The 22674-nt window shown below is 71.8% G+C and carries 19 protein-coding genes and 1 pseudogene; 10 read left to right on the top strand and 10 right to left on the bottom strand.

Going from position 1 to position 22674, the window contains the following annotated elements; all coding sequences use genetic code 11:
* Nucleotides 1-41 precede the first annotated feature (41 nt).
* Nucleotides 42-1224, bottom strand: a pseudogene (locus tag AB0924_RS27565) (LLM class flavin-dependent oxidoreductase).
* A 44-nt stretch (nt 1225-1268) separates the two neighbouring features.
* A complete protein-coding gene (ssuE, locus tag AB0924_RS27560; protein ID WP_358936511.1) occupies nt 1269-1826 on the bottom strand; it encodes an NADPH-dependent FMN reductase in 558 nt (185 codons plus the stop codon).
* Nucleotides 1827-2640: 814 nt separating this feature from the next.
* Between ssuE and AB0924_RS27555 the strand changes: the two genes are divergently transcribed.
* A complete protein-coding gene (locus AB0924_RS27555) occupies nt 2641-3873 on the top strand; it encodes an acyl-CoA dehydrogenase family protein (RefSeq protein ID WP_366912814.1) in 1233 nt (410 codons plus the stop codon).
* Nucleotides 3874-4276: 403 nt separating this feature from the next.
* On the top strand, nt 4277-5383 hold the full coding sequence (locus tag AB0924_RS27550) for an aliphatic sulfonate ABC transporter substrate-binding protein (protein ID WP_358936515.1): 1107 nt from the start codon (nt 4277-4279) through the stop codon (nt 5381-5383).
* Nucleotides 5384-5534: 151 nt separating this feature from the next.
* On the opposite strand, the gene AB0924_RS27545 is transcribed toward AB0924_RS27550, so the two are convergent.
* Nucleotides 5535-5855 carry a peptidoglycan-binding domain-containing protein gene (locus AB0924_RS27545; RefSeq protein ID WP_366912813.1) on the bottom strand — a complete coding sequence of 107 codons (321 nt, stop codon included), beginning with the start codon at nt 5853-5855 and terminating at the stop codon, nt 5535-5537.
* A gap of 239 nt (nt 5856-6094) precedes the next feature.
* On the opposite strand from AB0924_RS27545, the gene AB0924_RS27540 reads away from it, so the two are divergent.
* The 5 genes from AB0924_RS27540 (at nt 6095) to AB0924_RS27520 (ending at nt 9753) form a co-directional block, all read left to right on the top strand.
* Complete coding sequence (locus tag AB0924_RS27540; protein ID WP_358936517.1) at nt 6095-6244, top strand: hypothetical protein; 150 nt, start codon at nt 6095-6097, stop codon at nt 6242-6244.
* Between the two features lie 316 nt (nt 6245-6560).
* Nucleotides 6561-7919 (top strand): MBL fold metallo-hydrolase, encoded by a 1359-nt coding sequence (locus tag AB0924_RS27535; protein ID WP_366912812.1) that lies wholly within the window; start codon nt 6561-6563, stop codon nt 7917-7919.
* A gap of 53 nt (nt 7920-7972) precedes the next feature.
* Nucleotides 7973-8338, top strand: coding sequence for a rhodanese-like domain-containing protein (locus AB0924_RS27530; protein WP_366912811.1), 366 nt, complete (start codon nt 7973-7975; stop codon nt 8336-8338).
* Complete coding sequence (locus tag AB0924_RS27525) at nt 8335-9078, top strand: sulfite exporter TauE/SafE family protein (protein WP_366912810.1); 744 nt, start codon at nt 8335-8337, stop codon at nt 9076-9078. The genes AB0924_RS27530 and AB0924_RS27525 overlap by 4 nt, the downstream gene beginning before the upstream one ends.
* 99 nt (nt 9079-9177) lie before the next feature.
* Complete coding sequence (locus tag AB0924_RS27520) at nt 9178-9753, top strand: rhodanese-like domain-containing protein (protein WP_358936525.1); 576 nt, start codon at nt 9178-9180, stop codon at nt 9751-9753.
* A 124-nt stretch (nt 9754-9877) separates the two neighbouring features.
* Here the strand turns inward: AB0924_RS27520 and AB0924_RS27515 are convergent, their stop codons facing one another.
* The 3 genes from AB0924_RS27515 to AB0924_RS27505 all read right to left on the bottom strand — a co-directional run bounded on the left by AB0924_RS27515 (nt 9878) and on the right by AB0924_RS27505 (nt 14212).
* A complete protein-coding gene (locus AB0924_RS27515; protein ID WP_366912809.1) occupies nt 9878-12523 on the bottom strand; it encodes a glycosyl hydrolase in 2646 nt (881 codons plus the stop codon).
* Between the two features lie 140 nt (nt 12524-12663).
* Nucleotides 12664-13497, bottom strand: a complete 834-nt coding sequence (locus AB0924_RS27510) for a sterol desaturase family protein (RefSeq protein WP_366912807.1) — start codon at nt 13495-13497, stop codon at nt 12664-12666.
* Between the two features lies 1 nt (nt 13498).
* Nucleotides 13499-14212 (bottom strand): GntR family transcriptional regulator, encoded by a 714-nt coding sequence (locus AB0924_RS27505; RefSeq protein ID WP_358936531.1) that lies wholly within the window; start codon nt 14210-14212, stop codon nt 13499-13501.
* Between the two features lie 207 nt (nt 14213-14419).
* On the opposite strand from AB0924_RS27505, the gene AB0924_RS27500 reads away from it, so the two are divergent.
* The 3 genes from AB0924_RS27500 (at nt 14420) to AB0924_RS27490 (ending at nt 16956) form a co-directional block, all read left to right on the top strand.
* Nucleotides 14420-14986 (top strand): DUF2243 domain-containing protein, encoded by a 567-nt coding sequence (locus AB0924_RS27500; protein ID WP_358936533.1) that lies wholly within the window; start codon nt 14420-14422, stop codon nt 14984-14986.
* Nucleotides 14986-15825, top strand: a complete 840-nt coding sequence (locus AB0924_RS27495; protein WP_366912806.1) for a cytochrome c oxidase assembly protein — start codon at nt 14986-14988, stop codon at nt 15823-15825. The genes AB0924_RS27500 and AB0924_RS27495 overlap by 1 nt, the downstream gene beginning before the upstream one ends.
* Before the next feature lie 63 nt (nt 15826-15888).
* Nucleotides 15889-16956 carry a MerR family transcriptional regulator gene (locus tag AB0924_RS27490; RefSeq protein ID WP_366912805.1) on the top strand — a complete coding sequence of 356 codons (1068 nt, stop codon included), beginning with the start codon at nt 15889-15891 and terminating at the stop codon, nt 16954-16956.
* Nucleotides 16957-17351: 395 nt separating this feature from the next.
* Here the strand turns inward: AB0924_RS27490 and AB0924_RS27485 are convergent, their stop codons facing one another.
* From AB0924_RS27485 to AB0924_RS27470, 4 genes are all read right to left on the bottom strand, one after another.
* Nucleotides 17352-18956 (bottom strand): alpha-amylase family glycosyl hydrolase, encoded by a 1605-nt coding sequence (locus AB0924_RS27485; RefSeq protein WP_366912804.1) that lies wholly within the window; start codon nt 18954-18956, stop codon nt 17352-17354.
* A 122-nt stretch (nt 18957-19078) separates the two neighbouring features.
* Nucleotides 19079-19954 carry a carbohydrate ABC transporter permease gene (locus AB0924_RS27480; protein WP_366912803.1) on the bottom strand — a complete coding sequence of 292 codons (876 nt, stop codon included), beginning with the start codon at nt 19952-19954 and terminating at the stop codon, nt 19079-19081.
* Between the two features lie 14 nt (nt 19955-19968).
* The gene (locus AB0924_RS27475) at nt 19969-20928 is read right to left on the bottom strand and encodes a sugar ABC transporter permease (protein ID WP_366912802.1); all 960 of its coding nucleotides are present in this window, start codon (nt 20926-20928) and stop codon (nt 19969-19971) included.
* A gap of 126 nt (nt 20929-21054) precedes the next feature.
* Nucleotides 21055-22470, bottom strand: a complete 1416-nt coding sequence (locus tag AB0924_RS27470; protein ID WP_366912801.1) for an extracellular solute-binding protein — start codon at nt 22468-22470, stop codon at nt 21055-21057.
* Between the last annotated feature and the right edge of the window lie 204 nt (nt 22471-22674).

The raw sequence follows: 22674 nt of genomic DNA, 5'->3' as shown, positions 1-22674 counted from the left end.
CTGGTGCGGGGGTGCCGAGCCGGACGGTCGCGGCCGTGGGGTCATCGCGGGGTTCCGGAGCCCGCGAAGGGAACCTGGGCGGCGGGCGTGTCCTTCGCGGCGCGCAGCGGGTGGGTCCACAGACCCTGCGCCTGGAGCCTGGGCAGTACGCCCTCGCCGAACCAGTACGCCCTCGCCGAACCAGTACGCCTCCTCCAGGTGCGGGTAGCCGGAGAGGACGAACTCCTCGATGCCCAGAGCGTGGTACTCCTCGATGCGCTCGGCCACCTCGGTGTGGCTGCCGACCAGCGCGGTGCCCGCGCCGCCGCGCACCAGGCCGATGCCGGCCCACAGGTTGGGGTGGATCTCGAGGGAGTCGCGGTGGCCGCCATCGTGCAGGGCGAGCATGCGCCGCTGCCCCTCGGACTCGCTGCGGGCGAGCCCGGCCTGCACCGCCCGCACCGTTTCCGGGTCGAAGCCGTCCAGGAGCCGGTGCGCCTGCGCCCACGCCTGTTCGGAGGTGTCGCGGGTGATGACGTGCAGCCGGATTCCGAAGCGGAGGGAGCGACCCCGACCGGCGGCGAGCCTTCTGATCCGGGCGATCTTCTCGGCGACCTGGGCGGGTGGCTCGCCCCAGGTGAGGTAGACATCGGCGTACCGCGCCGCGATCTCACCGGCGATGGGCGACGAGCCGCCGAAGTACACCTCGGGGACGGGGTCGGGCAGCCGCGCGAGCCGGGCGTCCGCGACCCGCAGGTGCTCGCCGTCCAGGTCGACGGTTCCGCCGTTCCACAACTCCCGTACGACGTGCAGGAATTCGCCGGTACGGTGATACCGCGCGTCCTTGTCGAGGAAGTCGCCGTAGGCGCGCTGCTCGTGGCTCTCTCCGCCCGTGACCACGTTGAGCAGCAGCCGGCCGCCGCTCTGCCGCTGGAAGGTGGACGCCATCTGCGCGGCGAGCGTCGGCGAGACGAAGCCGGGTCGGAAGGCGACCAGAAACTTCAGCCGCTCGGTGTGCCGGCTGACCATGGCGGTGGTCAGCCAGGCGTCCTCGCACCAGGCGCCGGTAGGGGTCAGCGCACCGGTGAAGCCGAGGTCCTCCGCGGCGCGGGCTATCTGGCTCAGGTAGGCCACCGTGGGCGGCCGGTCCTGTCCCGAGACGGTGGCCGGGGTGCCGTGGCCGCCGCCGACGACATGACGGCTGTCGCCGTTGGTGGGCAGGAACCAGTGGAAGGTGAGGTTCACCGTGGCTCACATCTCTCGTTCGTCGTCGGCGGTCGTCGGGGCGCTCATCCGGCGGCGGCCAGCAGGGCCGTACGGCTTCCGAGGGCGGCGGAGAACTGGTCGACGACGCGGGCGAGGGCCTCGGCCGGGCCCGGCGCGACGGTCAGAGTGCCGTCATCGCCCACCGCGATGTCCTTGTCCAAGGTGAACCAGCCCGGGACGATGTGCGCGGCGCCCATGGAGCTGAGTACGGGGCGCAGGGCGTAGTCGATGGCCAGGACGTGGGCCGTGGTTCCGCCGGTCGCCAGCGGGAGGACGGTCTTGCCGGCCAGGCCGTACTGCGGCAGCAGATCGAGCAGTGACTTCAGCAGCCCGGAGTAGGCGGCCTTGTAGACGGGAGTGCCGATCACCACCCCGTCGGCGCGGTCGAAGAGCGCGGCCGCCTCACGGATCGTGGGGTGCTGGAAGTCGGCGCCGAGGAGGGCCTCGGCGGGGATGGTGCGGACGTCCAGTGGGATCACCTGGTGCCCCTGGGCCGTGAGGCGCGCGTCCAGGTGGCGCAGCAGCCGGGCGGTGCGGGAGGTGGCGGACGGGCTTCCGGAGACGGACAGGACGGTGGCCATGGCGGACCTTTCGTGGCGTGGACGGCTACTTGTCGGTCTTGGGCGGGCCGGGCGGGTTGATCTCCGACTTCGCCACGGCTTCGTCGGACAGGCCCGAGCGGCCAGGCGGGGCGGCAGGCGGGCACGGCGGAGCAGCAGCCCCGCGGGCCGTGTGACGGCACGCCTCGGGCGCTGGAACAAGGGTGAGCGGATGTGACGACGCCGGGGCGCTGGGCCTCGGCGGAAGCGGGCGGCGGCAGCGCCCGTCCAGTGTGTCCCGCGGGACCGTTCCCACGCCGGTCAGCGCCTGTCAGCGCGGGCGTGCGACGGTGCTACGAGGGGAGGAACCCGGTCCGCGACGGGGTGACCGGGAAAGGTGAGGGCCGGTCAGACGGCCCGCTGCCGCTTCAGGCGCAACACGCCGCGGACCACACCCGGCCGAAGTCGATGTGGTCACGGGTGACCAGGCGCTGCTCGGCATTCATGCGCCCAATTGAGCAGTACATCTCGCGTTCCGTCAACCACGGCCCGGATGGCGGACGGGTGTTGAGCCGTTCCCGCGACCCGGTTCCGGGAGCCCGGTGAACGCGTTCCCTATAATTCCTATCGATTTACTAGGGAAGCGTTGACGGTTCCCCGGTGGGGTGCGCAGGATGAGGTACGAGCCCCCCGCGCCGCGACGACTCGTTCGCCGTCGGCACGCCGGCTCCGGTCACGTCGCCGGCGCCGCCCGCTGCCGGGTGCGAGGCACACGGCCGGTGCATGGCGGCACGGGCGGACGGGTGAGCCGACTGCCGCTCGAGACCTTGTCGTTGACTTCGAGGAGACCTCCACCATGGGCGTTGCCACCGCGCCGTCCGGATCCCTTTCGGATGCCGGCCCGACCGCGCCCGGCCGTGCGCACTGGCTGCGCGTGGCCCGCGAGTCGGCGGACGACCTGGCCACGGACGCGGTGGCCCGGGAGCAGGCGGGCAAGCCCCCGTTCGACGAGGTGTCCCAGTTGCGCGAGGCGGGACTACTGACGCTCCTCGTACCGGCGGAGTCGGGAGGGGGCGGCGCGGACTGGACCACGGCCTATGCCGTGGTCCGGGAGATCGCCGCGGCCGACGGCGCGATCGGCCAACTGCTCGGCAGCCACTACTTCCTGTCGTGGAGCGCCCGGTTCCTCACCGATCCCTCCCGGGCCGCCCGGCTGGAGCGGCAGTACGCCGCGGAACAGTGGTGCTGGGGTGGTGGTCTGGCCCGTCAGGACTCCCCTCTGGCACTGACCAGGGCGCGCGGCGGCGGCCATGTGCTCAACGGACGGCAGAGCTACTCCACCGGAGTCCTGGTCGCCGACCGCCTCGCCGTGCGGGCGGTGCGGGCCGACACCGGCGAACCACTCGCCGTCGTCGTCGATCCCGCCCACCACGGCGTGGGTACCGGTGGCGACGCCGACACCTTCGGCCAGCGCCTCGCGGCCGGCGGCAGCGTGGAGTTCGACTCCGTACCGGTCGCCGCCGACGACGTGCTCGGGTCGCTGTCCGCGGACGAGGACATCCTGTCGTCTCCGACCGCCCTGGCCTCTCCGGTCGGGCGCCTCCTCTCGGTCCAGCTCCGTCTCGGCATGGCGGAGGGAGTGCTCGCCGAGGCCCGGGAGTACAGCAGGGCCGGGCAGTCGTCCCGGCACCCCTCCCGGCCGGCCGGCTCCGCCCAGGACCCGCAGGTGCTGGCCGCCTACGGGGAGCTCGCCGTCCTCACCCGCTCCGCGTCCGCGCTCGCCGATCAGGCGCTGGAAGCCGTGCACGGCGGGCTGGCACGCGGCGTGGACCTGACCTACGACGGGTACGCGGACATCTCCGTCCTCGTCGCCATGGCCGAAGCCGCCTCCTCGCGGGCCGCGCAGGAGTCCACCGCCCGCGCCCTCGACATCGTCGGCGCCCGCTCCGCATCCTCGCGGCTGGGCTTCGACCGCTTCTGGCGCAACGCCCGGACGCACACGCTGTACGAGCCCGTCGCTCCCCGGCTCCGCGACGTGGGGGACTACTTCCTCAACGGCACGCATCCGCCGTTCGTCCTGCCGGTCTGACCGCTGCCGTCCATCATGCGAACACCCCCTTGGGGTGAGCGCCGCCTTCTGTCACGATCCCTAGCAACCAGGTAGGAATACTAGGGAAGGCGGGGGCGTGGTCATGGAGTCGCCGAACCGCACACTCCTGTCGCCGCCCCCGCTGACCTCGCGTCGGCACATCGACTTCGGCCGTACCTCCAGCGCCATCTGTCGGCCTGTCTGAGCCGTCCGCGAACCCCGCCGGCCTCGGCGGGCGCGTCGATTTCGCCTGATGCCCCTCCCGACCCGCTCGTAGGTCCGGGACGACGTACCCACCGCCGCCGCGGACCGGCCGGCTGAGCCCACGCACCCGAAGGAGAGCGCGCAGCCCTGCCCGCTTTCCGCCCCTCCTTGTTCATCCCTCCCCTGAGAGGACACCTCCGTGTCTGCCGCAAGACCGCTCACCATTTCGCGCACCATCGCCGTCATCGCGGCGCTCCCCGTCCTGCTGACCGCCTGCGGGTACGGCTCCGAGTCGACCGACGACGGGAAGAAGAGCGCGGTCGCGGCGGGTGCCGAGAAGCTCTCCACCGACGAGGTGAAGATCGGCTACTTCCCCAACCTCACGCACGCCACCGCCCTCGTGGGCGTGCAGGAGGGCCTGTTCCAGAAGGAACTCGGCGGCACCACGATCAAGACCTCCACCTTCAACGCCGGCCCCTCCGAGATCGAGGCGCTCAACGCCGGGTCCATCGACATCGGCTGGATCGGCCCCTCCCCCGCCATCAACGGCTACACCAAGTCCAACGGCAAGAACCTGCGGATCATCGGCGGTTCGGCCTCCGGCGGCGTGAAGCTGGTCGTGAACCCTAAGACGATCAAGTCCCTGAAGGACGTCAAGGGCAAGAAGATCGCGACGCCCCAGCTCGGCAACACCCAGGACGTGGCCTTCCTCAACTGGGTCGCGGAGCAGGGCTGGAAGGTCGACGCGCAGAGCGGCAAGGGTGACGTCTCCGTCGTCCGCACCGACAACAAGGTGACCCCGGACGCCTACAAGTCCGGCTCCGTCGACGGCGCCTGGGTGCCCGAGCCGACCGCGTCCAAGCTGGTCGCCGAGGGCGGCAAGGTGCTGCTCGACGAGTCGTCGCTGTGGCCCGGCAACAAGTTCGTGATCACGAACATCATCGTGTCGCAGAACTTCCTGAAGGAGCACCCGGACGTCGTCGAGGCCGTGCTGCGCGGCTCGGTGAAGACGAACGAGTGGATCGACGCCAACCCGGAGAAGGCGAAGGCGTCCGCCAACAAGGCCCTGGAGGACCTGTCGGGCAAGGCGCTGCCCGCCGAGGTCATCGATCCGGCGTGGAAGTCCATCACCTTCCTCGACGACCCACTGGCCTCGACCCTCGACACCGAGGCGCAGCACGCGGTGACGGCGGGCCTGCTCGACAAGCCGGACCTGAAGGGCATCTACGACCTCACGCCGCTCAACAAGGTCCTCAAGGCCGCGGGCAAGGACGAACTCGACCCGGCCGGCCTCGGCACCAAGTAGCGCCCGCCGACGGCGGCAGGCCCGGCCACGGGACCGGACCTGCCGTCCTCCGGCGCGACGGACACGGAGGTCCGGCCCGCCCCGACGCGCCGGGCTCGACGGACACGACTGACCGGCCCGCCACGACGTGCCGGGACACCCGCGCGTGACGTCACTGGGCTCCCACGAGTTGGCGCCACGTCTTGTTGCCGACGATGCCGTCAGCGGTGAGCCCGCTGCCGGACTGGAACCACGGCACGGCCTCCTTCGTGCGCGGGCCGAAGTCGCCGTCGACGCCGAGGGGCGGTGTCCAGCCCGGCTCGTTCGGGCGCTGCTGGATGTTCTTTACCCCCTCCGCGATGACACCCTGGTGGGCGAAGGGCTGGTCGGCCGCCGTTCGCTCCGGGCGGCTCGGGTGGTCGGCGAGCCACTGCGCGACATCGTCCGGCAGGTCGTCGGGAGCGTGCGCCTCCCCGGACCGCCAGCCCTCCACCCGGCGGATGCGAACACGGTGAACTGGTCGTCGTACAGGGCGGCCGGCGAGGTGTCGGTGGAGACGCCCGGGGCGTCGGCGACCTGCTGGGCGTATCGCTGGGGGTCGTTGGACCCGTGGCCGGCCGGCGCGTACGCCTTCATCACCTCGAAGACGGTCGAGTTCCGGCGCTTTCGCAGATGTTGGCGAACGGCCTGGAAGCCTGTCTCCTCATCGGGGAAGACGGCGAAGATGTCGTTGTGTCGACGCCGAGAATGCTGATGACGTCGCCCGGTTCCAGGTCGGTCGCGCTGGTCCAGGTCATGGCGGCCTCCGAGAGGGAGAGCTTCTTGGACGCCGGCCTTCAGGACTCGCCGTCGGGCGGAGCGGACACCTGGGCGGTGCGCTGAGGCCCCGCCTGCCCGCTGACCGGCGGTGTCACGGTCTCGGGCCTCGACGGAACGGTGCCGCGCCTCCGATGCAAGGCACGCTCCCCACGCTGCTCCCGACGCGTCCCACCTGCCCGTTCCGCTGATTCGCGATGACGACGGGGCCGCGGCCCCATCCCACGTGCACCCCGCCTCGGACCGCCCGGCGGCCGGGCCCCTCGATCCCGCGCTCTCCCCCACCACGGCGACAGGAAGGCGGCATGAATACCCCCCGGGGTACCCGTGTTACGGTGGAATACATACCCGGGGGGGTAATTTCCGTGGAAGGGGCATCTCCGTGTTCTTCATCGACACCATCGAGCTCGAGGGGCTGGGCAACCGCCACTACCTGGCCGGCGGCCGTGACACGGCCGTGGCGGTGGATCCGCCGCGCGACCTCGATCAGGTCCTGGCGGCGGCCGCCCGGCGCGGGGTGCGGATCTCGCACGTGGTGGAGACCCACATCCACAACGACTACGTCACCGGCGGCCTGGAGCTCGCCCGGGTCACGGGAGCCGCCTATCTGGTGCCGGCCGGGGCGGACGTGGCGTTCGCCCGTGTGCCGGTGGGCGACGGCGACACGGTCGCCCTCGACAGCGGTCTCGAACTGCGGGCCGTCGCCACGCCCGGCCACACCCCGCACCACACCTCCTACGTGCTGCGGGAGAACGGCGTGCCGGTGGCCGCCTTCACCGGCGGGTCGCTGCTGATCGGCACCGTGGGCCGCCCCGACCTGGTCGAGCCCCGCCTGACCGAGCGGCTGGCGCGCGCCCAGCACGCCTCCGCCCACCGTCTCGCGGCCGAGCTGCCGGACGAGACCCCGGTGCTGCCGACGCACGGCTTCGGCAGCTTCTGCTCGTCGGCGCAGGCGGAGGGCGACGCCACCACGATCGGCAAGGAGAAGACCGCCAACGCGGCGCTCACCCAGGACGTGGACTCCTTCGTCACCCACCTGCTCGCCGGCCTCGACGACATCCCCGCCTACTACGCGCACATGGGCCCGGCCAACGCCAGCGGGCCGGCCCCGGTCGACCTGACTCCCCCGGCCGTCGCGGACGCGGACGAGATCGCCGCCCGGCTCGCGGCCGGTGAGTGGGTGGTGGACCTGCGCAACCGGGTCGCGTTCGCGCGGGGCCACGTCGCCGGGTCGTTCAACTTCGAGGCGGCCGGCAAGATCGCCACCTACCTGGCCTGGATGATCCCGTGGGGCAAGCCGGTCACCCTGCTCGCGGAGTCCCCCGAGCAGCTGGCCGCCGCGCAGCGGGAGCTGGTCCGGGTGGGTATCGACCGGCCCGCCGCCGCCGCGACCGGAACGCCCGAGCAGTGGGTGCCCGAGGGCGGCCGGCCGGCCTCCTTCGCCCGCTCCACCTTCGCAGGGCTGGCCGAGCGCGGCACGGACGGCGTCGTCGTGCTGGACGTGCGACGGGACTCCGAGCGGGCCGCCGGCCACATCGAGGGCTCCGCGCACATCCCGGTCCACGAGCTGCACCGGCGGCTCACCGAGGTACCGGCGGGCACCGTCTGGGTGCACTGCGCCGGCGGGATGCGCGCCGCCATCGCCGCCTCGCTGCTCGACGCCTCCGGACGGGACGTCGTGGCCGTGGACGACGGCTTCGACGCCGCCACCGCCGCCGGACTGACCGTGGTCACCGGCTGACCGCCCTTCGTCCCCGCCGTTTCGAACGTTCCGAACCCACGAGAGGTCGTCTCATGTCCCTCTTCCGTCGCGGCGAGGACCGCGTCACCGCCGACGAGGCCCGCCGGCGCGTCCTGGACGCCGAGGCGCCGGCCGTCCTGCTGGACATACGCGAGCAGGACGAGTGGGACGCCGGGCAGGCGCCCGGCCCGGTCCACGCGCCGCTGTCCCGCCTGGCCGCCGGGGCGGTGCTGCCGGACGCGGCCCGGGGGCGGCCCCTGGTGGTGATCTGCCGCAGCGGGAACCGCTCGCGGCAGGCCGCCGGTCTGCTCGCCGGCCGTGGCGCCGCGGCGGTGGACGTCAAGGGCGGCCTGAAGGCGTGGGCCGCCGCCGGGCATCCGGTCGTCGACGAACGCGGGAACCACGGCTCGATAGCATGACCGCTCTGCTCCTCGCGCTCGTCGCCGGTGCCGTCGTCGGCCTGGCCCTCGGTGGGCTCGGTGGCGGTGGCAGCGTCCTGGCGGTGCCCGCCCTGATCTACCTGCTCGGCCTCACCCCGGCGGAGGCGACCACGGCCGCCCTGGTCATCGTCACCCTGACCTCGGTCACCACCCTCGCCGGGCACGCCCGGGACGGCAACGTCGTCTGGCGCACCGGTCTGCTCTTCGCGGCGGCCGGCATCGTGCCCGCGATGATCGCGGGGGCCGCCGCCGGACACCTCCCCCAGACCGTGCTGACCGCCGCCTTCGCCGTCGTCGCGGCCCTCGCGGCGCTGCGCATGCTGCGTCCCGCCCGTGCCGACGCCTCGGGCGCGGTGCGGCCCGGTAAGGCCGGTGCCGCCGGTGCCGGGCTCGGCGCGGTGACCGGATTCCTCGGCGTGGGCGGCGGATTCCTCGCCGTACCGGCCCTGGTCGGTGTGCTGAGCCTGCCCATGCGCCGGGCCGTCGGCACCAGCCTGCTGGTCATCACGGTCAACTCGCTGGCGGCGCTCGGCGCCCGGGCCGGCAGCGGGACGCGTCTGGACTGGGCGGTCGTCGCACCGTTCACCGCGGCGGCGGTCCTGGGCGCCTGGGACGGCAAACGGCTCTCGCGGAAGATCAGGGGCCAGGCCCTGCAGCGCCTGTTCGCCTGCGTGCTGCTCGCGGTGGCCGCCCTCATGCTCCTCGACGCGCTCGTCTGACCACGGCGGCGGCCCGGTCGGCCCGTACGCATACGCCTCACGACTTCAGCAGTCCGGCCCCCGTTCGGGGCGCCTTCACACACAAGGATGAGATCCGCCATGACCACCCCCGTCACCCTCGACCCCCAGCAGGCCCGCTCCCGGCTGCACGAACTCACCGTCATCGACGTCCGCACCCCCGGCGAGTACGCCGGCGGCCACATTCCCGGCGCCCTCAACATCCCCCTCGACCGGCTCGGCCGGGCGCTGCCGGAGATCCGGGGGGCCGCCGAGCGCGGCGAGGTCCTCGTCGTCTGCGCCTCGGGTGCCCGTTCCGAGAGCGCCTGCCGGACGCTCGCCGAGAGCGGCGTCCACACCGCCACCCTCGCCGGCGGCACCGGTGCCTGGGCCGCCCAGGGCAACGACCTCGACCGCTCCGAAGGCGGCACGCGGGCGACCTGGGGCATGGAGCGGCAGGTCCGCCTCACCGCGGGCTCCCTGGTCCTGCTCGGCCTGGCGCTGGGCGAGTTCGTGCACCCCGCCTTCCGGCTGCTGCCCGCGGGCATCGCCGGCGGCCTGGTCTTCTCGGCGGTGACCAACACCTGCGGCATGGCCGCCATGCTCGCCAAGCTCCCCCACAACCGGCCCCGCCAGGCCGACCTGGAGGCGACGCTCACCCGTCTGCGTGCCGGCTGATCCGGGACCCCGGCGGGCGCGCTGCCGTGTGCCCGCCGGTTCCGGTGAGCGGTGAGGACGGTGCCGCACACGGCGGAGGGGTGACCCCGGGACCGGGATCACCCCTCGCGCGTCCGTGCTCGCGTCAGCCGAGGTCGCGCACCCTGATGGCGTGGATGCCGCGGCCGTGCGTGGCCGCGTACAGGGTGTCCCCGTCCGGGCTGAGCCTCAGCTGCAGCACGGCGACGGCCGGCAGGGAGCCGGCGCGCTGCCACTTGGTGTGGCCCGGGGCGCGGTAGACGACGCCGAGGTCGGTGGCGAGGGCGAGCCCGCCGTTCGGGGTCACCACGGCGGAGTCGGCCGGTACGTCGGGCAGGTTCGCCGATACGTCCTTCCAGGTGGTGCCGCCGTCGGTGGACTCGAAGACGTGGCCGTGACCGGCGCCGGGGCCCTCGGTCCAGTGCCGCGAGAAGCCGTTGACCGCGAGGAAGACGTGGTCGGCGTTCCCCGGGTCGACGGCGAAGCCGCTGAGGTAGCGGTTGGGCACCGTGCCGTCCGCCCCGGTGGCCGGCAGGCCGATGTCGTGCCAGCCGGTACCGTCCGCGTTGCCGACGGCGATACCGCGGGCGAACCCGTCCTCGTTGCAGGGCCCGCACCAGGCCGCGTACACCTTGCCGCCCGAGGCGGCGACGGCGGTCGCGGTGCGGCCGGCGCCGAGGTCGTACACGCTCCGCCATTCGGAGCCGCTGCGGATGGCGTAGCCGTGGTCCTGCACCCAGATGTGGCGGCCGCCGGCGATCCAGGTCGCGCTGTTCCGCATGTCGGCGGCGAGCGGGGCGATGAAGCGGGCCTCGCCGGTGGTGTTGTCGGCCGGGGCGACGTTGTACGAGGTCGCCTTCGCGGGGTCGGTCATCCAGGAGCCGTCGTTCACGGCGCAGTTCTGGGTGACCTGGACGGCGAGGTAGACGTACTCCTCGGCGAGGTTGCAGCCGTTGGCCGGGTCTGTGAGGGTGTCACCGCCGTCACCGCCGAAGTTGGAGCCCATCACCTTGTCGTCGCTGCGCAGGACCGACTGGCCGTTGTCCTGCAGACCGCCGGTGACGGACACCCCGTGGCGGTCCGGGTCCTTGCCGACGCCGACCGAGTAGTACTGGAGGGTGTCGATGGTGCCGTCGTTGAGCGAGGCCCAGTCCGTGGCGTGGCCGGAGGAGTCCTGGGAGCCGTGCACCGGGCGCCGATAGGCTCCGCCGTCGTTGCCGACGTAGACGTAGCTCCTGCCGTGGTAGCGGCCGATCGCCACGCCGTGCTGGTCGGAGTGCGTGGTCTGGTTGCAGCTTCCGGTCTGCCGGGCGGGATCGATGTCCCAGCAGGGGAAGTTGAAGTTCCAGTAGGGGCCGACGGTGGACCAGGTGGCGCCGGCGTCCTTGGTCTCGTAGACCTCTTCCAGGCCGGCGTACACGTGCTCGGGGTCGGCCGGGTCGACGGTGAGGAACTGGTTGTACCAGGCCTGTACGCCCGGCATGTATCCCGCCGTGGTCAGCGCGGAGCCGTCGGCCGCGAGCTGCTTGTAGTCGGCGATCCTCGTCCAGGGGCCGAAGGGCGAGGCGGCGCGGTAGATGCCCTGCAGGCCGCTGTCCGGGTTGGTGGCCATCTGCTCGGGCGACTGGTCGATCGCGTAGTAGCGCGAGCCGTCGGCGGAGTGCGCGAAGGTGACGGTACCGACGTTGTCGGCGTCGGTCGGCAGCTCACCGAAGCCGCTGGTGATCCGCTGCCAGTGGCCCGCGGTCCGGGTGTAGAAGCCGTTGTAGTCGTCACCGCTGCGCCAGCCGACGGCGAGGATCACCTTCGCGGGGTTCCTCAGGTCGATGGCGATGTCGTTGGTGATGTTCTTGTACGCGGCGTCCTCGTCCGTCGCCTTCGGACCGCCCGGCAGATAGTCGGGGTTGGGCGCGAACTCCAGTTTCCAGGGGCCGCGGAGCTTCTTGGTGGAGTGGCTCCACACCCCTTCACCGGTCGCCGCCCACACCTTGCCCCCGCCGAACCGCAGTTGGCGGACGGTGGTGCTCTCCAGCTCGTCGCCGCCGACCCGGCTGCGGGTGGTGAAGGAGCCGTGGTGCGGGTCGGACAGCACGTACACGCCGCTGCCCAGGTAGGCGTCCGCATTGGTGTTGGCCTCGCCGGTGCCGAGCCACAGCCGTCCGGTGCCGTCCACGGCGAGCGCGCCGGTGGACTGCGAGGGCAGCCGGTCACTGATGGACCGCCAGTTCCCGCCACCGGTCCGCGAGCGCCAGACTCCGCCGCCGGCGCTGCCCGCGTAGACGTAGCCGTCGTCGTCCGCGGCCATCGCGGCCATGCGCCCGGTGACGTTCCCGGAGCCGCCGCTGGAGTTGGAGTCGATGTCGCGGTAGCGGGGGTCGTCGGAGTTGTACGTCAGCCCGGTGACGTGCCGCCAACTGCCCTTGGTCCGCTTGAGCTTGTTCAAGGCCTGCCAGGCGGCGCCGTAGGCGCCCGGTGCGACGATGCCGGGCGCGGTACGGGCCTCGGCGTACTGGTCGGCGCCTTCGGCGATCTCGTCGGCCTCGTTGCCGTCGTCCCCGTCCTCGGACTTCGCCCGGGGGCCGACGGTCCCCACCGAGTGCTCGCGCTGGGCGGCGAGCCGGTCGAGGGAGCGGACTCCGAACGGACTGCCATGGCGACCGGGCGCGGCGCTCGCGGGTATCGCGACGAGCCCGGCGGTTGCGGTGATGGCACAGATCGTGAGCCATCGTCTTCTGCGGGTTGGTGCTGGCACCGGATCCTCCAGAACGGGTGTGGTACAGCCGTCGCAGGAGACCCGATCACGAGCGGTCGGGGAGGTCCGGTACTTGGCCAACTCTTTGTCCGGAACCTGTCATTTATTACCCAGGCACCCGGCAGGGGCACGTGCGCGGATCACCCCTCGGCCCTGGGTGCCCAGCCGGGCGGCCCGAACAGATACCCGGCGCGCTGGCGCCAGTTCCGGGCCGTGCGGACGTCACGCCAGGCGGCCGTGTACTCGTGGAATGCCACCCGGACCGGGTTGTAGGTGCCGATGTTCTTCGTGAGGCCGTAGACCGCGCGTGCGCCCTCCGGTTCGAAGGTTCCGAAGAGCCGGTCCCAGACGATGAGGATGCCGCCGTAATTGCGGTCCAGGTACTCGTTGTTCGATCCGTGGTGGACGCGGTGGTGCGAGGGCGTGTTGAAGACCAGTTCCACCGGACGCCACAGCTTGTCCACCCGCTCGGTGTGCAGGAAGAACTGGTAGACGAGGCTGAGGGCCTGCTGGAGCAGGATCATCCACGGCGGGATGCCGAGCAGCGCCAGGGGCAGCCAGAACGGCAGCCCCGTCATCGGCGTCCAGCTCTGGCGCAGCGCGGTCGAGAGGTTGAAGCGGACGCTGGAGTGGTGGACCACATGGCTCGCCCACAGCACCCTGACGCGGTGATGGGCACGGTGGAAGGCGTAGTACGCCAGGTCGTCGGCGAGGAACAGCACCGGCCACGTCCAGGCCGAGGACGGCGAGAGCTGCCAGGGAGCGACGGTGAAGAGGGCCGCGTACACCACGACCGTCACCGCCTTCCACGGCACCGCGACGACCTGGCTGCCGGCGCCCATCGACATGCTGGTCACCGTGTCCCGCAGCTCGTAGCCGCGTTCGTCCTCGTCCGGCAGGAAACGGTAGGACAACGCCTCCACGACGACGAGGAGCACGAACGCCGGGATCGCGTAGACCACGGCAGGGATCATTTCAGCGCACCGCCTTCCGGGGCGTCGTCGGCACACTGCGGGACAGCAGCTCACGCGCCAGGCGCTCGGCCGCCTCCGGCTCGCGTGCCTCGATGTGCGACGCGAGCCGGAGCCGGGCCGCCACATCGAGGAGTTCGGCCGTCCGCAGGTCGCCGGGCACGTCGGCGACCGGCAGCGTGCCCTCGACGAGGCTGTTGAAGGCGAGCAGATAGGCGATGTTTCCGGAACCCTCCACGACCAGCCGCCACCAGGCGATGTCGGCGGCGCCCAGCTCGGTCAGATCGGGCCCTTGGCGCGCGTAGCGTCCCGCGGCCTCGGCGATCTCGCCGGCGGCCTCCTCGGAGCACCGGATCGCGCACAGGCGGGCCGCGTCGGCGCCGATACACGCCCGCATCTCCAGGGCGTCCCGCGCCAGGTCCTCGACCGAGGGCCCGGCGTCGGCCGCCGCGATACCCATGGCCAGGTCGAGCCCCGCGGAGCGCCGCCAGTCCTGGACGAGTGTGCGCCCGCCGTGACTGACCCGGACGAGCCGCGCCTGCTGGAGCCGTTTGACGGCTTCGCGGACGGCGTGCCGGTTCACGCCGAACTCGGACGCCAGCTCCCGTTCGGCCATGAGCGCCGAGCCGGGCGCCGGTTCCCCGTCGAGGATCCTGTCGCGCAGGACCGCGAAGAGCTGGTCGGAGACCGCTTCACGCCGGATGCTGTGCCGTGTCATGGCGAGCAGGGTGGACCGGCCGCGCCGACTGGTCAACTGGTTGGACCAGCTTTTCCGGCGGGCCGGGCGGTTGACCGAAACCGAACCGGGCCGGGTGATTTCGGCGGGCCGTGCGGGAAGAGCACGCCCTGGGTCGCGTCGCGGGCCTGACCGCGCGGACACGACCCGGGACCAGCCCCGTGCTGCCGACCGAACGGAGATCAGGTGATGGCCACCATGCCAGGGACAGCCCCGTCGCTCACCGCGGAGCCCAGCAGTCTGCGGTTACCGGGGATCGTCCTCGGCGTGGGGCTGGGAGGATTCCTCGACGGCATCCTGCTGCACCAGCTCCTGCGGTGGCACCACATGCTCACCAGCACCAACCACGACCGCATCGGGGTGAAGTACTACGACCCGCACACGGTTTCGGGCCTGCAGATGAACACGCTGTGGGACGGCATCTTCCACGCGGTGTGCTGGGTCGCCGTGCTCGTGGGCCTGGCCGCGCTGTACTCGCGGATCACGCACAACCGGCGGGCGGTGTGGACCTCACGGGTCCTGTGGGGCTGGATCCTCTTCGGCTGGGGCCTGTTCAACCTGGTCGAGGGCGTCCTGGACCATCAGGTCCTGGGGATCCACCACGTCCACTCAGGCCCCGACCAGGCGTGGTGGGACGCCGGCTTCCTCGTGCTGGGCGGCGTTCTCATGCTCGCCGGCCACCTGATCCAGCGCGGCGGAACGCCTCTCGACCCCGAGGCACCGCGCGGCGCCGGGCGAGCCGGAGACCACGCCTGATGGACGACATGCACCACCACGACGGTGGCGGCGGTGCATCCGCCGTGGTGCCGGCCGCGCTGATCCTGACGGTCCTGCTCGCCGCCGCCGGCTGCTATCTGCTCGCCGCGCACCGCGCACGGCGCCGCAACCCCGCGCGGAGCTGGAACGGTTGGCGGTCGGCATCGTTCCTGGGCGGGCTGGGCCTGCTCGCTCTCGCCCTTCTTCCGCCCTTGTCGTCCGCCGCGCACTCCGACTTCCGCGGGCACATGGCCCAGCACATGCTCATCGGGATGTACGCGCCGACGGCACTGGTGCTGGCCGCGCCGGTGACCCTCCTGCTGCGAGCGCTGCCGGCCGCCCGGGCCCGCACGCTCTCGGCGGTGCTCCACAGCACCCCGGCCCGGGTACTGGCGCATCCGGCGGTGGCGCTCGCCCTGAGCACCGGCAGCCTCGGCGTGCTCTACTTCACGCCGTTGTACAACGCCGCCATGGGCCACCCTCTGGGGCACTGGCTCATGCAGGCGCACTTCCTGGCGTCGGGCTGCCTGTTCGCCCACGTCATCGCCGGCCCCGACCCCGCGCCGTACCGCCCCGGAGTCCGGACCCGCCTGGTGTACCTGGGCGTCGCCATCGCCGCGCACGCCCTGATCGCCCAGGCCGTGTACGGCGGGTTCTTCGTCGACATCCGTGCCCCCGTCGAACAGGTACGGCAGGGCGCGGAGATCATGTACTACGGCGGGGACATCGCCGAACTCGTGCTGGCCGGCGCGCTCATGGCGACCTGGCGGCCCGAGCGCCGCGCCAGGACCGCCCTGCGGCCGGAACGTCCTGGAGCGGCCGCGACGGCAGGACACTGAATCCCGGCCGGGTTTGACCCTCGACCTGGTCGAGGGCTCAGGGTTCCGGGTGTGGAGAGCGAGATGCGCAGTATCGGGGAGATGGCCCGCGCCAGCGGCCTGGGCGTGAGCGCCCTGCGGTTCTACGACCGGGCGGGCGTGCTCGCCCCGGTCCGGGTGGACCCGGTGAGCGGGTACCGCTGGTACGGCGAGGAGCAACTGGAAGAGGCCCGCGTGCTGGCGCGCCTGCGCCGGGCCGGTATGCCGCTGGCGGACATCCGTCTGGTGCTGGCCGCCTGGTCCGGTGCCGACACCGGCCTGGTCCGCACGCTGCTGATGGCCCATCTGCGCCGGCTGGAGGCGGGGCTGACCGACGCCCGCGCCGAGTTCTCCACACTCCGAGCCCTACTCGACCAGAGGGAGAACCACATGACCCCGCTCCACACCGCCCCCGTGCTCCTGTCCGTCCCGGCACCGGCACTGGCGGCGTCCCTGGACGCGGTGCGCTTCGCGGTCGGCACCGATCCCGAACTGCCCATGCTCGGCGGCATCCTGTTCGACATCGACGGCGACGGACTGCACACCGTGGCCACCGACCGCTACCGGATGGCCGTCGCCCGTTCGGCGGTCACCGGGCACGGCGGCCCGCGCGTCCAGGCGGTCGTGCCCACCCCGCTCGCCGACGCCATGCGCGCGCTGCTGAGCGGCGAGGAGCCCGTCCGGCTGGAACTGGACGGCGACCGGGTGACCCTGGAGGCCGGTGACCGCCAGGTGGCCGGACACCGTCTCGACCACGAGTTCCCCGACTACCGCCGCCTGGTCCATCTGCCGGCGGGCCGCCGCGCCCAGGTCGACGCGCCCGCCCTCCGCAAGGCGATCGAGACGGGCCCGGTCCACGAACAGGTCGGCTCCAGCGCCGCCTTGAGCGTGCTCGAAATGACGGACGACGGCACGGTGACCGTCCGCGAGGACGCCGAGGCCGGCCAGGACCGCATCGCCGTCAACCGCGAGTACCTCCTCCAGGCCCTCACCGCCGCCGCCCACGACCACCTCGTCCTGGAGTCCACGTCCCCGACGGCCCCCCTCGCGATCCGCCGCCCCGACGACGAGCACACCTTCTCGCTGCTGATGCCGGTGCGCCTGGAGGACTGACGCGAGGGCGGCAACGGCCCCGGAGGGGCGGGGACGAGACCGCCGTCGTCCCCCGGGGTACGGTGGCCTCCGCTGCGAGCGGGGAGGAACCTGGTGCATCGGCCGCGAGAGCTGTCACGCCGACGGGGTCGGTGCGAGCGTCCGGGCGCAGACGTCCGTCCGCACGGGAAGGCCGTGATCCGTCGTGCCGGCTGACGGCTGCGGGAGGACCGCCCGGTGGGCGAAGGCGCTGGCCGCCGTCGTCCTGCTGGGCCTTCTCCCCCTGGTCATCCTGGCGATGATCTCCTTTCACGGGTCCGGCGCGTTCCCCTGGTGAGTTCGGCGGGCGCGCGCGTCGCACCCGCCACCGGACGTGTCCGTGAGGCAGTGCCCGGGGCCCCGTTCCGGCACCGGGCTCAGGTCCGCAGCCACACCGCCGTGTCCCGCGGCAGCCGGCCCGCGCCGTCGAGCGGACCGCTGGCGAGCAGCAGCTCGTCGTGCGGCGGGAGTTCGGCCGGTTGCCCGGAGAGGTTGACGACGCAGAGCAGGCCGTGCTCCCGGGCGAAGGCCAGGACGCCGTCACCGGCCGGCAGCCAGGTGAGGGGTCCGTCCCCGAAGCCGGGCACGGACCGGCGCAGGAGCAGGGCAGCGCGGTACAGCGCGAGCATCGAGTCCGGTTCGGCCGCCTGCCGGTCGACGGCGTAGCGGCCCCAGCCCTCGGGCTGCGGGAGCCAGGGTTCGGCGCCCGTGCCGAAACCGCACCAGGTGGCGCCGGCCTCCCAGGGCAGCGGGATGCGGCAGCCGTCCCGTCCCGGGTCGGTGCCTCCGGAGCGGAAGTGCATCGGGTCCTGGATGCTCGTCCGCGGGACCTCGGCCTCGGGCAGCCCCAGCTCCTCCCCCTGGTACACGTAGACGGAACCGGGCAGGGCCAGGGTCAGCAGGGCGGCGGCGCGGGCCCGCCGGGTGCCCAGCTCCAGGTCGGTCGGGGTGCCGAAGGCCTTCGCGGCGAAGTCGAAGGAGGTGTCGGCGCGCCCGTAGCGGGTGACGGTACGCGTGACGTCGTGGTTGCACAGCACCCAGGTGGCGGGGGCTCCGACGGGGGCGTGCTCGGCGAGGGTGTCGTCGATGGCGCTCCGCAGCCGGTCCGGTTCCCAGGGGCAGGCCAGGAAGTTGAAGTTGAAGGCGGTGTGGAGTTCGTCGGGGCGGAGATAGCGGGCGAAGCGCTCGGCGTCCGGCAGCCAGACCTCGCCGACGAACACCGCCCCGTACTCGTCGGCGATCGACCGCCAGGAACGGTAGACGTCGTGCAGCTCGTCCTGGTCGATGTACGGGTGCGGGTCCACGCCCTCCTCGAAGTCGGCGAGCGCGGGGTCCTTGACGAGCAGGGCCGCGGAGTCGATGCGCACGCCGGCGACGCCGCGTTCGAACCAGAACCGCAGGATCTCCTCGTGTTCCCGGCGGACCGCGGGGTGGGCCCAGTTGAGGTCGGGCTGCTCCGGGGTGAAGAGGTGCAGGTACCACTCGCCGTCGGGCACCCGGGTCCAGGTGGGTCCGGAGAACTGTGACGGCCAGTCGTTGGGCGGCTGTTCGCCGCTCTCGCCGCGCCCGGGGCGGAAGTGGAACAGCTCCCGCTCGGGGCTGCCGGGGCCGGCCTCCAGCGCGGCGCGGAACCAGGGATGCTGGTCGGAGACGTGGTTGGGGACGATGTCGACGATGACGCGGATGCCCAGTTCGGCGGCCTCCGCGATGAGTTTCTCGGCCTCGGCGAGGGTGCCGAACGCCGGGTCGATGGTGCGGTAGTCGCAGACGTCGTAGCCGCCGTCCACCAGCGGGGAGGCGTACCAGGGGGTGAACCAGACGGCATCGATGCCCAGTTGTGCGAGGTGGGGCAGTCTCGCCCGGACTCCCGCGAGGTCCCCGGTGCCGTCGCCGTCGCCGTCGGCGAAGCTGCGCGGGTACACCTGGTAAATGACGGCGTCGCGCCACCAGTCGTCGGTGCGGGGCGAGTGAGGGGCTGCCAACTGAGGTTCCTTTCGGGCAGGGTGGATATCCGCCGCCGGCCCGGATGCTGCGGGGCGTCGGACGGGCCGGCGGCGAAGGCTGGGGAGGGGAAGGGACGGCCGGGGAAGGGCGGGCGGTGCGGTCAGCCCTTGAGGCCGCCGGCGGTCAGGCCGCTCATGATGTTCCGCTGGAAGACCAGGAAGATCAGCAGGGTCGGCAGCGAGGCGATGGTCAGGGCGGCGATCAGGATGTTCACGGGGACCCCGGTGGAGAGCGAGTAGACCCCCACGTTGAGAGTCTGCTTCGTCGGGTCGGGCAGGGTGAGCATCGGCCAGAGGAAGTCCTTCCAGACGCCGACGATCGCGAAGATCGACACCACGCCGAGGATCGGCCGTGAGACGGGCAGCACGATCGACCACAGGATCCGCATCGGGGAGGCGCCGTCCATGGCGGCCGCGTCGAGGAGTTCCTTGGGTATGGAGTCGAAGAACCGCTTCAGCAGGAAGATGTTGAAGGCGTTGGTGACGGAGGGGAGCCAGATCGCCCAGGGCGTGTTCAGCAGGTTCCGGTGCACGACCGGCACATCGAGGACGGTCAGGTACTGGGGTACGACCAGCACGGTGGCCGGGATCATGAGCGTGGCCAGCATCATGCCCAGGATCGCCTTGCCGAGGACCGGGCGGAGCCTGGACAGCGAGTAGGCGGCGGCCACGTCGAGGACGAGCTGGCAGGCCAGTGCGCCGAACGCGTAGAACGTGGTGTTGAGCAGCAGCCGGGAGAGGTCCATGACGTCCCAGGCACGGGTGTAGTTGCCCGGGGTGAAGGACCTCGGCACCAGGGTCGGCGGGGTCCGGATCACCTCCTGCGCGTCCTTCACGCCGCTGGAGGCCAGCCAGTACAGCGGCCCGAGGAACACCAGGGCGAAGGCCGCGACGACCACGGCGAAGACCGTCCAGTACAGGAACTTCCCGCGTGGCCTGGCGAGTTGGGCCGGTGATATGAGTGTGCGTGTCGACATGCCGGTCTCCCCGTCTACTCGTCGCCGGCGCGGCTGAGCCGCACGTACGCCGCCGAGAAACCGGCGAGCAGTACGAGCAGGAGCAGGCCGAGCGCCGCCGCGGCACCGTAGTTGTTGAAGTTGAAGGCGTACTGGTAGATCAGGTAGACGACCGTGGTGGTCGACCCCTCGGGTCCGGCGCCGCCGGTGAGCAGGAACGGCTCGACGAAGACCTGCATGGTCGCGATGACCTGCATCAGCAGCATCAGCGACAGGACCAGCCGGGTCTGCGGGATCGTGACGTGCCAGATCTTGCGCAGCAGACCGGCGCCGTCGAGTTCGGCCGCCTCGTACAGCTCGCCGGGAATGCCCTGGAGCGCGGCGAGGTAGATGAGGGCCGCGCCGCCCATGTTCATCCAGGTCGAGGCGATGACCACGGACAGCATCGACAGGCCGGGGTCCTGCAGCCACTGCTGCTCGGGCAGGTGCAGAAAGCCCAGCAGCTCGTTCAGCAGGCCGTATCCGGGGTCGTAGAGGTACTTGAAGAGCAGCACGGAGGCGACCGGCGGGAGCATCACGGGCAGGTAGACGAGGAGCCGGAGGAAGCCCTGGCCGTGCCGGAACTCGTTGATGACGATCGCGGTGACGAAGGGCACCGCGAAACCGAGGAGCAGTGCCAGCGCCGTGAACAGCAGGGTGTTGCGCCAGGCCTGCCAGAAGGCGGGGTCGTGGTAGATGGTTTCGAGGTTGTCCAGGCCGACCCAACTGGTCCCGCCGTGGCCGGTCTTCTGGAACGCGAGGCCGAACTCCCTGATCATCGGGTACCAGGAGAACACCGCGAAGCAGATGACCGCGCCGATGAGGAAGCCGTGGGCGGTGAGGTTGCGCCGCAGGCTCCGGGCGAACCGGCCGCGGGGTGGTGGCGGGCCCGCAGTGCGCGGGGGCGCCGGGCGGGCGGGGTCCGCCGTGCTCGGGGTCAGACTGGGGGCCGCCATCGTCGCTCCTTGGTGCTCGGCTGCCGGGTTGCTGGGGCGCACGGGCCGCGAGGCCGGAGGGCCGCGGCGCGGACACGGTGTTCCCGGCGGGGGCCGGCCCGTGGGCCCGCCTCCGCCGGGGGCCGGTCACTGGTTGGCGAGGACCTGGTTGACCTGGGACTCGGCGGTGGAGAGCAGCTTGTCGACATCGGCGTCCTTGTTGGTGAGGATGCCGGACATCACGTTGTCGAGGACCTTGTAGATCTCCTGCGCCTTGGGCGGTTCGGCCTTGCCGGGCACCGGGTTGTCCATGAACGTCCTGAAGTTGGCGACCGGCATGGTGGCGTTCGACAGCCGTGCGGCGTCGTCCTTCTTCTTCGACTCCCCCAGCCAGAAGTTGGGCTGCGGGACGCCGACCGGGAGCTTGTCGGCCTTGGTGCGGGCCCACTCGAACTGGCCCTTGCCCACGGTGAGGTTCTTGAAGTTCAGCCAGGCGACCGCGGCCTTGATCCTGTCGCCCGGGATACCGCTCTTGATCATGTAGTTGTTGCCGCCGGCCAGGGTGTTCTTCTCGCCCGGGATCGGGCCCATGCCGAAGTTCTCGTACTTGGCGCCGAGTTGCTGGACCATGTACGCGATGTCGTCGGGGGCGGCGAGGAACATGCCGAGCTTGTCGCTCGCTATCTGCTTCTGCAGGTCGCCCCACTTGAGCAGCTGGGTCTTGCCCATGCTGTCGTCGTCCCAGCGCATGGCCCGCAGGTTGCGCGCCACCTGCCGGCCGATGTCGTTGTTGAACGCGGCCTTCTTGCCGCTCGCGTCCACGATGTCACCGCCGAGGCTGTACACCTCGGCGGTGAAGTGCCAGCCGCCGGTGTTGGCCGCGCTGTAGTCGCCGTAGCCGGCGATGCCGTTGCCGAGAGCGGCGATCTTCCTGGCCGCGGCGCGGACCTCGTCCCAGGTGCGCGGCGGTGAGTCGGGGTTCAGGCCGGCCTGCTTGAAGAGCTTGCGGTTGATGAGCAGGCCCATGGTGTAGTTGCTGGTGGGCAGGCCGTAGAGCTTGCCGTCGTGCTTGAGCGAGCCGAGGACGTTCGGGTCGATGTCCTTCAGCAGCGGGACCGTCCGGTCGTTGACGTAGGCCGTGATGTCGGCGGCGCCGTCGTTGTCGAGCACCTGCGGCAGATCGGTGAAGTACGTGTAGAAGACGTCGGGCTGGGACTTGGCCTTCAGCATCGCGGTGAAGCGGGGCGGCTCCAGGCACTGGCCGGGGGTGGAGCGGCCCTCGATGGTGACGTTCGGGTACTTCTTGTTGAACTCCGCGACGTCCTGCTTCCACTCCCTGAGTTCGGCCGCCTTGGCCGCGGGGGGCATGCAGTCGATGGTGATCGTCACCTTGGTCTTGGGGTCCAGGGGGGCGGCCGGGTCGGCGGAGCCACCTCCTTCGGAACCACCGGCGCCGTTGTTGCTCGCGCTGGTGCCGCAGGCGGCGAGCGCGGTCAGGGTGAGCGCGGAGACGAGGGCGACCGCGCCGGAGCGGCGGGTACGGCGGAACCGGGCACTTCTCATGGGTGGTCCCCTTCGGGCATGAACGGTGAGGTCGCCCCACCGTCGGTGCGACTCGGTGCGTTGTGGGGCGCCGCACACTCAACCACCCTCAACAAGTGGCCGCAAGATGTCGCGCTAATTTCGTAATTGTTTGACAGCCGTCGAGCCTACGCCGCCCGCCTGGAGTCGGCGCCGGAGCCTGAACTACCGCATGCCGACGGCAAA

Source organism: Streptomyces sp. NPDC047869, assembly GCF_040704065.1.
Lineage (GTDB): Bacteria > Actinomycetota > Actinomycetes > Streptomycetales > Streptomycetaceae > Streptomyces.
This window is presented reverse-complemented; position numbering and strand designations above follow the sequence as displayed.

What these genes read in the sequence shown, in the direction of transcription:
- ssuE (WP_358936511.1), bottom strand. Translation starts at nt 1,826, where the DNA reads ATGGCCACCGTCCTGTCCGTCTCCGGAAGCCCGTCCGCCACCTCCCGC.
- AB0924_RS27555 (WP_366912814.1), top strand. Translation starts at nt 2,641, where the DNA reads ATGGGCGTTGCCACCGCGCCGTCCGGATCCCTTTCGGATGCCGGCCCG.
- AB0924_RS27530 (WP_366912811.1), top strand. Translation starts at nt 7,973, where the DNA reads ATGTCCCTCTTCCGTCGCGGCGAGGACCGCGTCACCGCCGACGAGGCC.
- AB0924_RS27525 (WP_366912810.1), top strand. Translation starts at nt 8,335, where the DNA reads ATGACCGCTCTGCTCCTCGCGCTCGTCGCCGGTGCCGTCGTCGGCCTG.
- AB0924_RS27520 (WP_358936525.1), top strand. Translation starts at nt 9,178, where the DNA reads ATGACCACCCCCGTCACCCTCGACCCCCAGCAGGCCCGCTCCCGGCTG.
- AB0924_RS27510 (WP_366912807.1), bottom strand. Translation starts at nt 13,497, where the DNA reads ATGATCCCTGCCGTGGTCTACGCGATCCCGGCGTTCGTGCTCCTCGTC.
- AB0924_RS27505 (WP_358936531.1), bottom strand. Translation starts at nt 14,212, where the DNA reads ATGACACGGCACAGCATCCGGCGTGAAGCGGTCTCCGACCAGCTCTTC.
- AB0924_RS27500 (WP_358936533.1), top strand. Translation starts at nt 14,420, where the DNA reads ATGGCCACCATGCCAGGGACAGCCCCGTCGCTCACCGCGGAGCCCAGC.
- AB0924_RS27495 (WP_366912806.1), top strand. Translation starts at nt 14,986, where the DNA reads ATGGACGACATGCACCACCACGACGGTGGCGGCGGTGCATCCGCCGTG.
- AB0924_RS27490 (WP_366912805.1), top strand. Translation starts at nt 15,889, where the DNA reads ATGCGCAGTATCGGGGAGATGGCCCGCGCCAGCGGCCTGGGCGTGAGC.
- AB0924_RS27480 (WP_366912803.1), bottom strand. Translation starts at nt 19,954, where the DNA reads ATGTCGACACGCACACTCATATCACCGGCCCAACTCGCCAGGCCACGC.
- AB0924_RS27475 (WP_366912802.1), bottom strand. Translation starts at nt 20,928, where the DNA reads ATGGCGGCCCCCAGTCTGACCCCGAGCACGGCGGACCCCGCCCGCCCG.
- AB0924_RS27470 (WP_366912801.1), bottom strand. Translation starts at nt 22,470, where the DNA reads ATGAGAAGTGCCCGGTTCCGCCGTACCCGCCGCTCCGGCGCGGTCGCC.